Source organism: Streptomyces sp. NPDC006208, from assembly GCF_040613775.1.
Lineage (GTDB): Bacteria > Actinomycetota > Actinomycetes > Streptomycetales > Streptomycetaceae > Streptomyces.
This window is the reverse complement of sequence record NZ_JBEXSW010000050.1, coordinates 49,174-63,330: the sequence shown is the minus strand read 5'-3', so window position 1 is coordinate 63,330 and position 14,157 is coordinate 49,174. Positions and strand designations below refer to the sequence as shown.

General features: G+C 69.7%; 12 protein-coding genes. 10 read left to right on the top strand and 2 right to left on the bottom strand.

Annotation, left to right across the window (positions count from 1 at the left end; translation table 11 throughout):
- Positions 1 to 266: 266 nt before the first annotated feature.
- From ruvC to ABZ208_RS32145, 8 genes are all read left to right on the top strand, one after another.
- On the top strand, positions 267 to 800 hold the full coding sequence (gene ruvC, locus ABZ208_RS32180) for a crossover junction endodeoxyribonuclease RuvC (RefSeq protein WP_356912981.1): 534 nt from the start codon (positions 267 to 269) through the stop codon (positions 798 to 800).
- Positions 797 to 1,414 (top strand): Holliday junction branch migration protein RuvA, encoded by a 618-nt coding sequence (ruvA, locus tag ABZ208_RS32175; protein WP_356912980.1) that lies wholly within the window; start codon positions 797 to 799, stop codon positions 1,412 to 1,414. Before ruvC ends, ruvA begins: the two co-directional genes overlap by 4 nt.
- Positions 1,415 to 1,496: 82 nt before the next feature.
- Positions 1,497 to 2,567, top strand: coding sequence for a Holliday junction branch migration DNA helicase RuvB (gene ruvB / locus ABZ208_RS32170; protein ID WP_356912979.1), 1,071 nt, complete (start codon positions 1,497 to 1,499; stop codon positions 2,565 to 2,567).
- A 163-nt stretch (positions 2,568 to 2,730) separates the two neighbouring features.
- Positions 2,731 to 3,204 (top strand): preprotein translocase subunit YajC, encoded by a 474-nt coding sequence (gene yajC, locus ABZ208_RS32165; RefSeq protein WP_356912978.1) that lies wholly within the window; start codon positions 2,731 to 2,733, stop codon positions 3,202 to 3,204.
- 147 nt (positions 3,205 to 3,351) lie between these two features.
- Entirely contained in the window at positions 3,352 to 5,133 is a 1,782-nt protein-coding gene (secD, locus tag ABZ208_RS32160; protein ID WP_356912977.1) for a protein translocase subunit SecD, read from the top strand.
- 1 nt (position 5,134) lies between these two features.
- Positions 5,135 to 6,244 (top strand): protein translocase subunit SecF, encoded by a 1,110-nt coding sequence (gene secF, locus ABZ208_RS32155; RefSeq protein WP_356912976.1) that lies wholly within the window; start codon positions 5,135 to 5,137, stop codon positions 6,242 to 6,244.
- Positions 6,241 to 6,786, top strand: coding sequence for an adenine phosphoribosyltransferase (locus ABZ208_RS32150; RefSeq protein WP_356912975.1), 546 nt, complete (start codon positions 6,241 to 6,243; stop codon positions 6,784 to 6,786). The genes secF and ABZ208_RS32150 overlap by 4 nt, the downstream gene beginning before the upstream one ends.
- Positions 6,787 to 7,023: 237 nt before the next feature.
- Positions 7,024 to 9,510 (top strand): bifunctional (p)ppGpp synthetase/guanosine-3',5'-bis(diphosphate) 3'-pyrophosphohydrolase, encoded by a 2,487-nt coding sequence (locus tag ABZ208_RS32145; RefSeq protein ID WP_356912974.1) that lies wholly within the window; start codon positions 7,024 to 7,026, stop codon positions 9,508 to 9,510.
- Positions 9,511 to 9,585: 75 nt separating this feature from the next.
- On the opposite strand, the gene ABZ208_RS32140 is transcribed toward ABZ208_RS32145, so the two are convergent.
- Both ABZ208_RS32140 and ABZ208_RS32135 read right to left on the bottom strand, forming a co-directional pair.
- Positions 9,586 to 10,815: a DUF349 domain-containing protein gene (locus tag ABZ208_RS32140; protein WP_328402814.1), complete on the bottom strand. Its 1,230-nt coding sequence runs from the start codon at positions 10,813 to 10,815 to the stop codon at positions 9,586 to 9,588.
- A 175-nt stretch (positions 10,816 to 10,990) separates the two neighbouring features.
- A complete protein-coding gene (locus ABZ208_RS32135; protein WP_356912973.1) occupies positions 10,991 to 11,779 on the bottom strand; it encodes a peptidylprolyl isomerase in 789 nt (262 codons plus the stop codon).
- A gap of 162 nt (positions 11,780 to 11,941) precedes the next feature.
- Between ABZ208_RS32135 and ABZ208_RS32130 the strand changes: the two genes are divergently transcribed.
- Together ABZ208_RS32130 and hisS are read left to right on the top strand one after the other, a co-directional pair.
- On the top strand, positions 11,942 to 12,652 hold the full coding sequence (locus ABZ208_RS32130) for an MBL fold metallo-hydrolase (protein ID WP_356912972.1): 711 nt from the start codon (positions 11,942 to 11,944) through the stop codon (positions 12,650 to 12,652).
- 11 nt (positions 12,653 to 12,663) lie between these two features.
- Positions 12,664 to 13,926 (top strand): histidine--tRNA ligase, encoded by a 1,263-nt coding sequence (hisS, locus tag ABZ208_RS32125; RefSeq protein ID WP_356912971.1) that lies wholly within the window; start codon positions 12,664 to 12,666, stop codon positions 13,924 to 13,926.
- Positions 13,927 to 14,157 lie beyond the last annotated feature (231 nt).

The window sequence follows — 14,157 nt, the reverse complement described above, 5'->3', positions numbered from 1 at the left end:
ACCGCGTTCCACCCGCTTTCCCCAAATCTCCCTTCCCGTCCTTTTTCGAGGTATCTGTCCCCCCCTCCATCATCTTCGCGGGGGGGGGCCCCTGGGGGACGGATCCCCGTCGGCCCGCCGTCGTTGTCGGAGGCAGCGGTTAGCCTGACGACCACAACCGTCAATTGATCGGCCACGACGGCGAACGACCACTTCCGCGAGGCTTGGGGCACCCCCGGGCGAAGCTGTGGGGGAGGCTCAGCCGCAGAGAGGGGAGGGGTGGGCGCATGCGTGTGCTCGGGGTGGACCCCGGACTGACCCGGTGCGGCATCGGCGTGGTCGAGGGAGTGGCCGGCCGCCCGCTCACCATGCTCGGCGTCGGCGTCGTACGGACTCCGGCGGACGCCGAGATCGGCGACCGCCTGGTGGCCATCGAGCGCGGCATCGAAGAGTGGCTGGACGCGCACCGGCCCGAACTGGTCGCGGTGGAGCGGGTGTTCAGCCAGCACAACGTACGCACGGTGATGGGCACCGCCCAGGCCAGCGCCGTCGCCATGCTCTGCGCCGCCCGCCGCGGACTGCCCGTCGCCCTGCACACCCCCAGCGAGGTCAAGGCCGCGGTCACCGGCAGCGGCCGCGCCGACAAGGCCCAGGTGGGCGCGATGGTGACCCGGCTGCTGCGACTCGACGCCCCGCCCAGACCCGCGGACGCCGCAGACGCGCTGGCCCTGGCCATCTGTCACATCTGGCGCGCACCCGCGCACAACCGCCTGCAGGAGGCGGTCGCCGCGCATCACGCAAGGAAAGGCCGTACCGCATGATCGCCTTTGTGAGCGGCCCCGTCGCCGCGCTCGCCCCCACCACCGCGGTCATCGAGGTCGGTGGCGTCGGCATGGCCGTCCAGTGCACGCCGAACACACTCTCCGGACTGAGGATCGGTCAGGAGGCCAGACTGGCCACCTCCCTGGTCGTGCGTGAGGACTCGCTGACGCTGTACGGATTCGCGGACGACGACGAGCGCCAGGTGTTCGAGCTGCTCCAGACCGCAAGCGGGGTCGGCCCGCGGCTCGCCCAGGCCATGCTCGCGGTGCACACCCCGGACGCGCTGCGCGTCGCCGTCGCCACCGGCGACGAGAAAGCCCTGACCGCCGTGCCCGGCATCGGCAAGAAGGGTGCCCAGAAGCTGCTCCTGGAGCTGAAGGACCGGCTCGGCGAGCCCGTCGGCGCACACATCGGCAGGCAGGGCGTCGGCACGGCCGTCACCGCGTCCTGGCGTGATCAGCTGCATGCCGCGCTGATCGGCCTCGGCTACGCCACGCGCGAGGCCGACGAAGCGGTTTCCTCGGTCACTCCCCAGGCGGAGGCCATGGGTCCCGCGCCCGAGGTGGGTCCTCTGCTGAGGGCCGCCCTGCAGACGCTGAACCGGGCGCGCTGACACACGTGCCCCGCGGAAGCCTTCCGCAGGGCACCCGCCCACCGACCGGCCGACAACCGTACGAACCGAGAAGGCAGACAACGTGAACTGGGACGACGAGACCACCGCCGAAGCGGAGGCGCGCCTGGTCGGAGCCTCCGCCGATGGGGAGGACACCGCCGTCGAGGCGGCGCTGCGGCCCAAGGTCCTCGACGAGTTCATCGGGCAGGAGAAGGTCCGCACCCAGCTCGACCTGGTCCTCCGGGCCGCCCGACGGCGCGGGGCCACCGCCGACCATGTCCTGCTCTCCGGCGCGCCCGGACTGGGCAAGACCACGCTGTCCCTGATCATCGCCGCGGAGATGGAGGCGCCGATCCGCATCACCTCCGGTCCCGCCATCCAGCACGCCGGCGATCTCGCCGCGATCCTGTCCTCCCTCCAGGAGGGCGAGGTCCTTTTCCTCGACGAGATCCACCGGATGTCCCGTCCTGCCGAGGAAATGCTCTACATGGCGATGGAGGACTTCCGTGTCGACGTGATCGTCGGCAAGGGCCCCGGCGCCACCGCCATCCCGCTGGAGCTGCCGCCGTTCACCCTGGTCGGGGCCACCACCAGGGCCGGTCTGCTGCCGCCCCCGCTGCGCGACCGCTTCGGGTTCACCGCGCACATGGAGTTCTACGGGCCCGAGGAACTGGAGCGCGTCGTCCACCGCTCCGCGCAGCTCCTCGACGTCGAGATCGACGCGGACGGCGCCGCCGAGATCGCCGGCCGCTCCCGCGGCACACCCCGGATCGCCAACCGCCTGCTCCGCCGTGTGCGGGACTACGCCCAGGTCGAGGCGGACGGGCTGATCACCCGGGAGGTGGCCGCCGCGGCCCTGCAGGTGTACGAGGTGGACGCCCGCGGCCTCGACCGGCTGGACCGTGCCGTGCTCGAGGCGCTGCTCAAGCTCTTCGGCGGCGGGCCGGTCGGTCTGTCGACACTGGCGGTGGCCGTGGGCGAGGAGCGCGAGACGGTCGAGGAGGTCGCCGAGCCGTTCCTTGTACGCGAGGGGCTGCTGGCGCGTACTCCCCGTGGCCGGGTGGCCACGCCCGCGGCATGGGCGCATCTCGGACTCGTACCCCCGCCCCAGGCCACTGGCGCACATCGACAACAGGGTCTGTTCGGGGCGTGACGGCGAGGACACTCGTCGGCCGAGGAACCACGGTGGGATGCTGGGCGTTGTTCCAGTGATGCGGACTCGCTTAGACTCCGCCGATGCCACCCTTCCAGGGTCGGCGTGCCCACCCCCGTAGATCAGGCCGTTCATCACCGCGGTCGTACGAAGGAATTCCCCCGTGGATATCTTGACCCTCCTCCCCTTCATCGTGCTCATCGGGGCCATGTTCCTGATGACCCGCTCGGCCAAGCGCAAGCAGCAGCAGGCCGCGCAGATGCGCGACCAGATGCAGCCCGGCACCGGCGTGCGGACCATCGGCGGCTTGTACGCCACCGTGAAGGAGGTCAACCACGACACGGTCCTCCTCGAGGCCGCTCCGGGCGTCCACCTCGTGTTCGCGAAGAACGCCATCGGTGCCGTCCTCGACGACGAGGAGTACAACCGCATCGTGCACGGTGACGGCGACGACGACCTCAAGGCGGACGGTCCGGTCGTTCCGGACGACGCTTCCTCGCTGACCACCGACTCCGACGCTGCCGACGCCGCCGGTACCGGTTCCTCGGACGACGATGCCAAGATCGACCTCGGCAAGAAGGCCGAGTCGGACGAGGCCGAGCCCAAGGACGGCAAGGCCGACGGCGACGCGAAGTAGTCACGACCGGGGACCGCAGGACGCCTACCGGCGTCCGGCGGTCCCCGGGGCTGTGCCGACTGATCGCGGGGGCAGGTCCCCACAACACTTCGTGGCCGCACCGGCGCGCACCGGCGCGGGGGCGGTTGGACAGGGAGAAACGAGAAGGTGGCAGCACCGAACAGGGGCCGAAAGCCCGCGGGGGCTCAGAGCAAGCCGGGGCGCGCCCTGGCTCTGATCCTTATCGCCATGGTCGCGCTCACAGGCGGCATGTTCTGGGCGGGGCAGCTCACGCCGCGTCTGGGCATCGACCTGGCGGGCGGTACGACCATCACGCTCAAGGCCAAGGCCCAGCCCGGCCAGGAGAACGCGGTCAACGAGACCAACATGGCCACCGCGGTCGGCATCATCGAGCGCCGTGTGAACGGTCTGGGCGTCTCGGAGGCCGAGGTTCAGACCCAGGGCAAAGAGCACATCATCGTCAACATCCCCAAGGGGACGAACTCCCAGCAGGCCCGTGACCAGGTCGGCACGACTGCCCAGCTCTACTTCCGGCCTGTGCTGACGGTTGCCGCCGGTGGCCCCGCCGCCCCTGAGCCGAAGCCCAGCGCCTCGGCGAGCGAGAAGGCCGGGGACGGCAAGGCGAAGGACAAGCCGACGGCCGGCGCGCCGTCCGGTTCGCCTTCGCCGACAGCGACGCCGACCACGCAGGGCCGCGCCGTCACGGACGCTCTCAAGGCTCCCGCGGCATCGCCGACCCCCTCCGCGTCCACCGACCCGAAGGGCTCGCAGAGCCCCGAGCCGTCGGACAGCCCCAAGCCGGGCGCGACGCCGTCGGCCGACCCTGCCACCGCCGCTCTCCAGAAGCAGTTCACCGAGCTGAACTGCGCGGACGACAAGGTGCGGGGCAAGCTCGGCGACAACGTCAAGCCGAGCGAGCCGACCGTCGCCTGTGGTCAGGAGGACGGCGAGTGGTTCAAGTACATCCTCGGCCCCGCCGAGGTGGACGGTAAGGACGTCGACGACGCCAAGGGCCAGCTGGACCAGAACCGTGGCATGTGGATCGTCACGATGGACTTCACCGGCAGTGGTGCCAAGAAGTTCCAGAAGATCACCAGCCGCCTGTCGCAGCAGCAGCCCCCGATGAACCAGTTCGCCATCGTCCTCGACGGTGAAGTGGTCTCCGCCCCGCGGGTGAACCAGACGCTGAGCGCCAGCGCCGAGATCACCGGAGACTTCGACCAGGATTCCGCACAGAACCTGGGCAACATCCTGTCCTACGGTGCGCTGCCGCTCTCCTTCGACGAGGACAGTGTCACGACCGTGACCGCCGCGCTCGGTGGCGAGCAGCTCAAGGCGGGCCTGATCGCCGGTGCGATCGGCCTCGCGCTCGTGGTCGTCTATCTCGTCGCGTACTACCGCGGCCTGGCCTTCATCGCGCTCCTCAGCCTCCTGGTCTCCGCGATCCTGACCTACACGATCATGGCCCTGCTCGGCCCGGGTATCGGCTTCGCGCTGAACCTGCCCGCGGTCTGTGGAGCCATCGTCGCGATCGGTATCACCGCCGACTCGTTCATCGTGTACTTCGAACGGATCCGGGACGAGATCCGCGAGGGCCGCACCCTGCGGCCGGCCGTCGAGCGCGCCTGGCCGCGCGCCCGCCGCACGATCCTGGTCTCCGACTTCGTGTCGTTCCTCGCCGCCGCGGTGCTGTTCATCGTCACCGTCGGCAAGGTCCAGGGCTTCGCGTTCACGCTGGGCCTGACCACCCTGCTCGACGTCGTCGTGGTGTTCCTGTTCACCAAGCCGCTCATGACGATCATGGCCCGCAAGAAGTTCTTCGCGGACGGCCACCCGTGGTCCGGACTGGACCCGAAGCGTCTCGGCGCCAAGCCGCCGCTGCGCCGCTCCCGTCGCGTCACCGCCCCCGTCGACCCGAAGGAGGCGTGAGATGTCGCGACTCGGCAATCTCGGCGCCCGTCTGTACCGCGGTGAGGTCGGCTACGACTTCATCGGCAAGCGCAAGATCTGGTACGGCATCTCGATCCTGATCACCATCACGGCCATGGTCAGCCTGGTGGTGCCGGGCCTGAACATGGGCATCGAGTTCAAGGGCGGTGCCGTCTTCACCACCGGGAAGACGAGCGTCTCCGTCTCCCAGGCGCAGGAGTCCGCGGAACGGGCCTCCGGCCACGACGCGATCGTCCAGAAGCTCGGCAACGGCACTCTGCGCATCCAGGTCAGCGAACTGGACCTGCAGGAGGCCAACCGGGTCGAGAAGGAGCTCGCCGAGGACTTCAAGGTCGACGCGGAGACGATCAACGCCGAACTGGTCGGACCCAGCTGGGGCGAGCAGATCGCCAACAAGGCATGGAGCGGCCTGGGGATCTTCATGATCCTTGTGGTGATCTATCTCGCGATCGCCTTCGAGTGGCGCATGGCGGTCGCCGCGCTGATCGCCCTGATCCACGACATCACCATCACCGTCGGTGTGTACGCGCTGGTCGGCTTCGAGGTCACCCCGGGCACCGTGATCGGTCTGCTCACGATCCTCGGCTACTCGCTGTACGACACGGTCGTGGTCTTCGACTCCCTCAAGGAGGGGTCGAAGGACATCACCAAGCAGACCCGCTGGACCTACAGCGACGTCGCCAACCGCAGCATCAACAGCACCCTCGTGCGTTCGATCAACACCACGGTCGTGGCGCTGCTGCCGGTGGCCGGCCTGCTGTTCATCGGTGGCGGTGTCCTCGGCGCCGGCATGCTGAACGACATCTCCCTGTCGCTGTTCGTCGGTCTCGCGGCCGGTGCGTACTCCTCGATCTTCATCGCCACTCCGCTGGTCGCCGACCTCAAGGAGCGCGAGCCGCAGATGAAGGCCCTGAAGAAGCGGGTGCTCGCCAAGCGCGCTGCCGCCGCTGCCAAGGGCGAGCCGGCGCAGGACGGGACGGAGGACTCCGACGAGGATTTCGGCGGGGTGCCCGGTGACGCAGCCCCCGCGGGCGCGGTCGTCGGCCAGCGCGGCCGTGGCCGCGGGCGTCCGTCGGGCAGGCGTCGATGACCGACGCCGCCACCCAGGAGCTCCTGCTCAGCCGTATCCGTGATGTGGCCGACTACCCGAAGCCGGGAGTGATGTTCAAGGACATCACGCCCCTGCTCGCGGATCCGGTCGCCTTCACGGCGCTGACCGAGGCGCTCGCCGATGTATGCGTGCGGACGCAGGCCACCAAGATCGTCGGTCTGGAGGCCCGCGGCTTCATCCTGGCGGCGCCGGTGGCGGTGCGCGCCGGGCTCGGGTTCATCCCCGTACGCAAGGCGGGCAAGCTCCCCGGAGCGACGCTCTCCCAGGCGTACGAGCTGGAGTACGGCACCGCCGAGGTCGAGGTGCACGCCGAGGATCTGGCCGCGGGCGACCGGGTCATGATCATCGACGATGTCCTCGCCACCGGCGGCACGGCCGGGGCGTCGCTGGAGCTGATCCGCCGGGCCGGCGCGGAAGTGGTCGGCGTCACGGTCCTGATGGAACTGGCCTTCCTCGGCGGCCGTGCCCGCCTGGAGCCGACTCTCGGCGGGGCTCCGCTGGAGGCACTGATCACCATCTGAACGACATCCTGATCAGCTTCTGATCAGCGGATTCCCGGCGCCGGCCGGTGGGCTTCCGTAGCCTGTCGGCCGCCGCTCGGCACAGCGTTCACCATGAGGACGGGCACCTGGGAGCACCCAGGTGCCCGTCCTCGGTCGTGCCCGGGCCCCGGTCCGAGCGCGAGCCGAACGCGCGAGGTCGATACCATGGGCTTTCCGGGCCTGACCGGGGGACCCGGAACCGCACGAGGAGTGCCCTTGCCAGACGAGGCCCAGCCCGCCGCCGCGCAGCCCGACCAGAAGGCCGACAAGGCCGCGGCAGGCCCAGTCACGCCCGACCTCGGGCAGGCACAGCAGCAGAAGCCGGCCGGTGCCGAGCGTGCACACGGTCCAGCGCCTGTCTCCGCCCCCAAGCCCGCGCCCCCCGCCGTGGCGCGCAGCGGCGGCTCGTCGAACCGCGTCCGCGCCCGTCTCGCCCGCCTCGGCGTCCAGCGCTCCTCCCCGTACAACCCGGTCCTCGAACCGCTCCTGCGGATCGTGCGCAGCAACGACCCCAAGATCGAGACCTCCACACTCCGCCAGGTCGAGCGGGCCTACCAGGTCGCCGAGCGCTGGCACCGCGGCCAGAAGCGCAAGAGCGGCGACCCGTACATCACGCATCCCCTCGCCGTCACCACCATCCTTGCCGAGCTCGGCATGGACCCGGCGACCCTGATGGCGGGGCTGCTGCACGACACGGTCGAGGACACCGAGTACGGCCTGGACACCCTGCGCCGCGACTTCGGCGACCAGGTCGCCCTGCTCGTCGACGGCGTCACCAAGCTGGACAAGGTGAAGTTCGGCGAGGCCGCACAGGCCGAGACCGTGCGCAAGATGGTCGTCGCCATGGCCAAGGACCCGCGCGTCCTGGTCATCAAGCTCGCCGACCGGCTGCACAACATGCGCACCATGCGGTACCTGAAGCGGGAGAAGCAGGAGAAGAAGGCCCGCGAGACCCTCGAGATCTACGCGCCCCTGGCCCACCGCCTGGGCATGAACACCATCAAGTGGGAGCTCGAGGACCTCGCCTTCGCGATCCTCTATCCCAAGATGTACGACGAGATCGTGCGGCTCGTCGCCGAGCGCGCGCCCAAGCGCGACGAGTACCTCGCCATAGTGACCGACGAGGTCCAGTCCGATCTGCGCGCCGCCCGCATCAAGGCCACCGTCACCGGCCGGCCGAAGCACTACTACAGCGTCTACCAGAAGATGATCGTCCGCGGCCGGGACTTCGCGGAGATCTACGACCTGGTGGGTATCCGAGTCCTCGTCGACACCGTGCGGGACTGCTACGCGGCCCTCGGCACCGTGCACGCGCGCTGGAATCCGGTCCCGGGCCGGTTCAAGGACTACATCGCGATGCCCAAGTTCAACATGTACCAGTCGCTGCACACGACGGTCATCGGACCCAACGGCAAGCCGGTCGAACTGCAGATCCGCACCTTCGACATGCACCGCCGCGCCGAGTACGGCATCGCCGCCCACTGGAAGTACAAGCAGGAGACCGTCGCCGGCACCTCCAAGGTGCGCACCGACGTGCCCCGCGCCGCCAAGGGCAGCGCAGGCCAGGACACCGTCAACGACATGGCGTGGCTGCGGCAGCTGCTGGACTGGCAGAAGGAGACCGAGGACCCGGGCGAGTTCCTGGAGTCGCTCCGCTTCGACCTGTCCCGCAACGAGGTCTTCGTCTTCACCCCCAAGGGCGATGTCATAGCGCTCCCCGCGGGCGCCACCCCCGTCGACTTCGCCTATGCCGTCCACACCGAGGTCGGCCACCGCACCATAGGCGCTCGGGTCAACGGACGGCTCGTCCCGCTCGAATCGACCCTCGACAACGGCGATCTGGTGGAGGTCTTCACCTCCAAGGCCGAAGGCGCCGGCCCCTCACGTGACTGGCTGGGCTTCGTCAAGTCCCCCCGGGCGCGCAACAAGATCCGGGCCTGGTTCTCCAAGGAGCGCCGCGACGAGGCCATCGAGCAGGGCAAGGACGCCATCGCGCGGGCCATGCGCAAGCAGAACCTGCCGATCCAGCGCATCCTGACCGGCGATTCCCTGGTCACGCTCGCGCACGAGATGCGCTACCCCGACATCTCGTCCCTGTACGCGGCGATCGGCGAGGGGCATGTGGCCGCGCAGGGCGTCGTACAGAAGCTGGTGCAGGCCCTCGGCGGCGAGGAGGCCGCCAACGAGGACATCGCCGAGTCCGTCCCGCCCTCGCGCAGCCGCGGCAAGCGCCGCTCCAGCGCCGACCCCGGTGTGGTCGTCAAGGGTGTCGAGGACGTGTGGGTCAAGCTGGCCCGCTGCTGTACGCCGGTGCCCGGCGATCCGATCATCGGTTTCGTCACGCGCGGAAGTGGCGTATCGGTTCACCGCGCGGACTGCGTCAACGTCGACTCGCTCTCGCAGCAGCCCGAACGGATTCTTGAGGTCGAGTGGGCCCCGACCCAGTCGTCCGTCTTCCTCGTCGCCATCCAGGTGGAGGCGCTGGACCGCTCCCGGCTGCTGTCGGACGTCACACGGGTCCTGTCCGACCAGCACGTCAACATCCTGTCGGCGGCGGTGCAGACCTCCCGCGACCGGGTGGCCACCTCACGCTTCACCTTCGAGATGGGCGACCCCAAGCACCTCGGGCACGTGCTGAAGGCGGTACGGGGCGTGGAGGGCGTGTACGACGTGTACCGCGTGACCTCGGCCCGCCGTCCCTGACCGGGCAGACGCCCTGCCCGGGCAGACGAAGGGGGCTCCCGGACCGAGGTCCGGCAGCCCCCTTCACCGCGACGATCAGCCGCCGAACTCCTCCAGGCCCTTCAGCGCCTGGTCCAGCAGCGCCTGCCGGCCCTCGAGCTCCTTCGCCAGCTTGTCCGCCCTGGCGTTGTTGCCCGCGGCACGCGCGGCGTCGATCTGCCCACGCAGCTTGTCCACGGCCGCCTGCAGCTGACCCGTCAGACCCGCGGCACGCGCACGCGCCTCCGGGTTCGTACGGCGCCACTCGTTGTCCTCGGACTCCTGGATCGCCCGCTCCACCGCGTGCATCCGTCCCTCGACCTTGGGACGGGCGTCGCGCGGCACGTGGCCGATGGCCTCCCAGCGCTCGTTGATGGACCGGAAGGCGGCACGCGCCGCCTTGAGGTCCGTCACCGGCACCAGCTTCTCGGCCTCGGCCGCGAGCTCCTCCTTGAGCTTCAGGTTCTCGGCCTGCTCGGCATCCCGCTCCGCGAAGACACCGCTGCGCGCGGCGAAGAAGACGTCCTGGGCACCGCGGAAGCGGTTCCACAGATCATCCTCGGCCTCGCGCTGCGCCCGGCCCGCGGCCTTCCACTGCGCCATCAGCTCGCGGTAGCGGGCGGCCGTGACACCCCAGTCCGTCGAGGCGGACAGCGACTCGGCCTCGGCGACCAGCTTCTCCTTGGTCTTCCGGGCCTCCTCGCGCTGCGCGTCCAGCGAGGCGAAGTGCGCCTTGCGGCGCTTGGAGAACGCCGAGCGCGCGTGCGAGAAGCGGTGCCACAGCTCGTCGTCGGACTTCCGGTCGAGCCGGGGCAGGCCCTTCCAGGTGTCCACCAGGGCGCGCAGCCGCTCACCGGCCGCCCGCCACTGCTCGCTCTGCGCCAGCTCCTCCGCCTCGGCGACCAGCGCCTCCTTGGCGTGCCGGGCCTCGTCGTGCTGCTTCGCCTTCTGGACCTTGCGCTCCTCGCGACGCTTGTCGACCGTCGCGACGAGCGCGTCGAGCCGGGTCCTCAGCGCGTCGAGGTCACCCACAGCGTGATGCTCGTCCACCTGCGTACGCAGGTGGTCGATGGCGGTCTGGGCGTCCTTGGCCGACAGGTCGGTGGTCTTCACCCTCCGCTCGAGGAGGCCGATCTCGACCACCAGGCCCTCGTACTTGCGCTCGAAGTAGGCCAGCGCCTCCTCGGGAGTCCCGGCCTGCCACGAGCCGACGACCTTCTCGCCATCGGCAGTACGCACGTACACGGTGCCCGTCTCATCGACGCGGCCCCACGGGTCGCTGCTCACAGCGCCTCCTCCACCTGATGCCAGTGAGGGGGTTCGCCCCCCGGGCATCGTCCACAGTTTCCTGGACGGGCCTCGCCCGCCCTTCACAACGCGAACCCGGTCCGCGCTGCACAACGCCAATCTAGGCGAACGGCCGCCCGGCTGTCCGCACCCAGCGCGGCCGAAATTGCCCGGCTCACACCTTCGGGACGGTGGCCTTCTCGATGGTGACGGCCTTCTTCGGGGCGCCGTCGCCCGCGCCGCCCTCGACTCCGGCCTTCGACACCTCGAGCACCGTGTTCAGGCCCTTGTCGTCCATGGTGCCGAACGGCGTGTACCCAGGGGCCAGTTTGGTGTCCTTGTACACGAGGAAGAACTGGCTGCCGCCGGAGTTCGGGGCACCGGTGTTGGCCATCGCCACCGTGCCGGCCGGGTAGGTGACCGTGCCGTCCGCGCCCGCCTTGCCGAGGCTCGTCAGATTCTCGTCAGGGATCGTGTAGCCGGGGTCGCCCGTGCCGTCGCCCTTGGGGTCGCCGCACTGCAGCACGAAAATGCCCTGCGTGGTCAGACGGTGACACTTCGTGCCGTCGAAGTACCCCTTGTCCGCCAACGACTTGAACGAGTTCACCGTGTGCGGGGTCTTGGCCGCGTCCATCGCGACCGTGATGTCGCCCGCGTTGGTCTTGAGCGTCAGCGAGTACTTCGCCTTCGTGTCGATCGACATGGCCGGCTCGGGGTTGTCGCTCTTCGACGGGGTGGGCTCCGGCGATGTGCTCTCGCCCGGCACGGCGCTGTTCTCCTTGTCGCCGTCCGACATGCCGATCGAGACATAGGCGGCCGCGCCGGCGAGCAGTACGACGGCCAGTGCCGAGGCGATGACGGTGTTGCGGCGCTTCGCCTTGATCTGCGCCTGTTCCCGCCGCTGCTGCTGTCGGACGAACTTCTCCCTGGCGAGCTGCCGCCGCCGCTGATCGCTGGTGACCACCGAGGTCTTCTCCTTGTACGTCGTGATGTCACATCAATGCTGACCGCCGAGCTTGCCCGTACCGTATACGGGTTGGCTGTGGGACAAGCAGCGCCGGTAGGCTCTGATCTGCTGCAATCAGCTGCGCCAGCTGCCCTTTCGACGACCGAACCGAGGACGATCGTGCTTATTGCCGGGTTCCCTGCCGGGGCCTGGGGGACCAACTGCTATCTGGTCGCCCCTGCCGCAGGCGAGGAGTGCGTGATCATCGACCCGGGCCACCAGGCCACCGAAGGCGTCGAGGAAGCGCTGAAGAAGCACCGGCTCAAGCCTGTCGCCGTCGTCCTCACCCACGGCCACATCGACCATGTCGCCTCGGTCGTCCCCGTGTGCGGCGCTCACGACGTGCCTGCCTGGATCCACCCCGCCGACCGGTTCATGATGAGCGACCCGGAGAAGGCGCTCGGACGGTCCATCGGAATGCCGCTCATGGGTGAGCTGACCGTCGGTGAGCCCGACGACGTCAAGGAGCTGACCGACGGCGCCGCGCTGAAGCTGGCCGGCCTCGACTTCTCCGTCGCGCATGCGCCCGGGCATACCAAGGGGTCGGTGACCTTCCGGATGCCCGAGTCCGCGGACGTTCCGTCCGTCTTCTTCTCGGGCGACCTGCTGTTCGCCGGCTCCATCGGACGCACGGACCTGCCCGGTGGCGACCACGCCGAGATGCTCGAGTCGCTGGCGCGTGTGTGCCTGCCGCTCGACGACTCGACCGTGGTGCTGTCCGGCCACGGTCCCCAGACGACCATCGGCCGTGAGCGCGCCAGCAATCCCTACCTGAGGGAAGTGGCCGCCGGCCTCGGGAGCGCACAGGCCGCTCCCCGACGAGGAATGTGACGAGACCTTCCGTGAGCACTTTTCAGGCCCCCAGGGGCACGTACGACCTGATTCCGCCGCGCTCCGCCAAGTTCCTGGCGGTGCGCGAGGCGATCTCCACGCCGTTGAAGAACTCCGGCTACGGCTATGTCGAGACGCCCGGCTTCGAGAACGTCGAGCTGTTCGCGCGCGGCGTCGGCGAGTCCACCGACATCGTGTCCAAGGAGATGTACGCCTTCGAGACCAAGGGGGGCGACAAGCTCGCCCTGCGCCCCGAGGGCACCGCGTCCGTGCTGCGCGCGGCGCTGGAGGCCAACCTCCACAAGGCGGGCAACCTGCCCGTGAAGCTCTGGTACTCGGGCTCGTACTACCGCTACGAGAAGCCGCAGGCGGGCCGCTACAGGCACTTCTCCCAGGTCGGTGCCGAGGCGATCGGCGCAGAGGACCCGGCGCTGGACGCCGAGCTGATCATCCTGGCCGATCAGGCCTACCGCTCGCTCGGCCTGCGCGCCTTCCGCATCCTGCTGAACTCGCTCGGGGACAAGGAGTGCCGTCCCGTCTACCGTGACGCGCTCCAGGGCTTCCTGCGGGGGCTGGATCTGGACGAGGACACGCGCCGCCGGGTCGACATCAACCCGCTGCGGGTCCTCGACGACAAGCGCGACAGCGTCCAGAAGCAGCTGGTGGGCGTGCCGCTGCTGCGTGATTACCTCTGCGACGCCTGCAAGGCGTACCACGAGGAGGTGCGCGCGCTGCTGACCGCGGCCGGTGTCCTCTTCGAGGACGACGAGAAGCTGGTGCGCGGACTGGACTACTACACGCGCACGACCTTCGAGTTCGTCCACGACGGCCTCGGCTCGCAGTCCGCGGTGGGCGGCGGCGGCCGCTACGACGGTCTGTCCGAGATGATCGGCGGCCCGGCGCTCCCGTCGGTGGGCTGGGCACTCGGCGTCGACCGCACGGTGCTTGCGCTGGAGGCCGAGGGCATCGAGCTCGAACTGCCCGCCAGCACCAGTGTGTTCGCGGTACCGCTGGGCGACGAGGCGCGCCGCGTGCTGTTCGGTGTGGTCACCGAGCTGCGCAAGGCGGGCGTCGCCGCGGACTTCAGTTACGGCGGCAAGGGCCTCAAGGGCGCGATGAAGAACGCCAACCGCAGCGGCGCGCGGTACGCGATCGTCGCGGGCGAGCGTGACCTCGCCGAGGGCGTGGTGCAGCTCAAGGACATGGAGTCCGGCGAGCAGCAGGCCGTCGCCCTGGATGTGCTGATCGAGGAGATCCGGACGAAGCTCGTCTGAGTACGGCAGTGAGCGCGGGGCCCGGGCCGGATGAACGGCCCGGGCCCCGCGGCGTCCGGCCACCGTCCGGTCCGGCCCAACGTGCCGAACCCGCACGGCAGATGGGTCGTCTCGTCGACTCGTGGCCCACCTGCATCGCCGGTTGCGTTTCCCGCCGGTCTCCGACAGGGACGACCGGGGGGACTCCTTATGTCCCTCGAACGGCGGATGCCGAGGTGCGTGGGGCAGAAT

What these genes read in the sequence shown, in the direction of transcription:
- secF (WP_356912976.1), top strand. Translation starts at nt 5,135, where the DNA reads ATGTCGCGACTCGGCAATCTCGGCGCCCGTCTGTACCGCGGTGAGGTC.
- ABZ208_RS32150 (WP_356912975.1), top strand. Translation starts at nt 6,241, where the DNA reads ATGACCGACGCCGCCACCCAGGAGCTCCTGCTCAGCCGTATCCGTGAT.
- ruvC (WP_356912981.1), top strand. Translation starts at nt 267, where the DNA reads ATGCGTGTGCTCGGGGTGGACCCCGGACTGACCCGGTGCGGCATCGGC.
- ruvA (WP_356912980.1), top strand. Translation starts at nt 797, where the DNA reads ATGATCGCCTTTGTGAGCGGCCCCGTCGCCGCGCTCGCCCCCACCACC.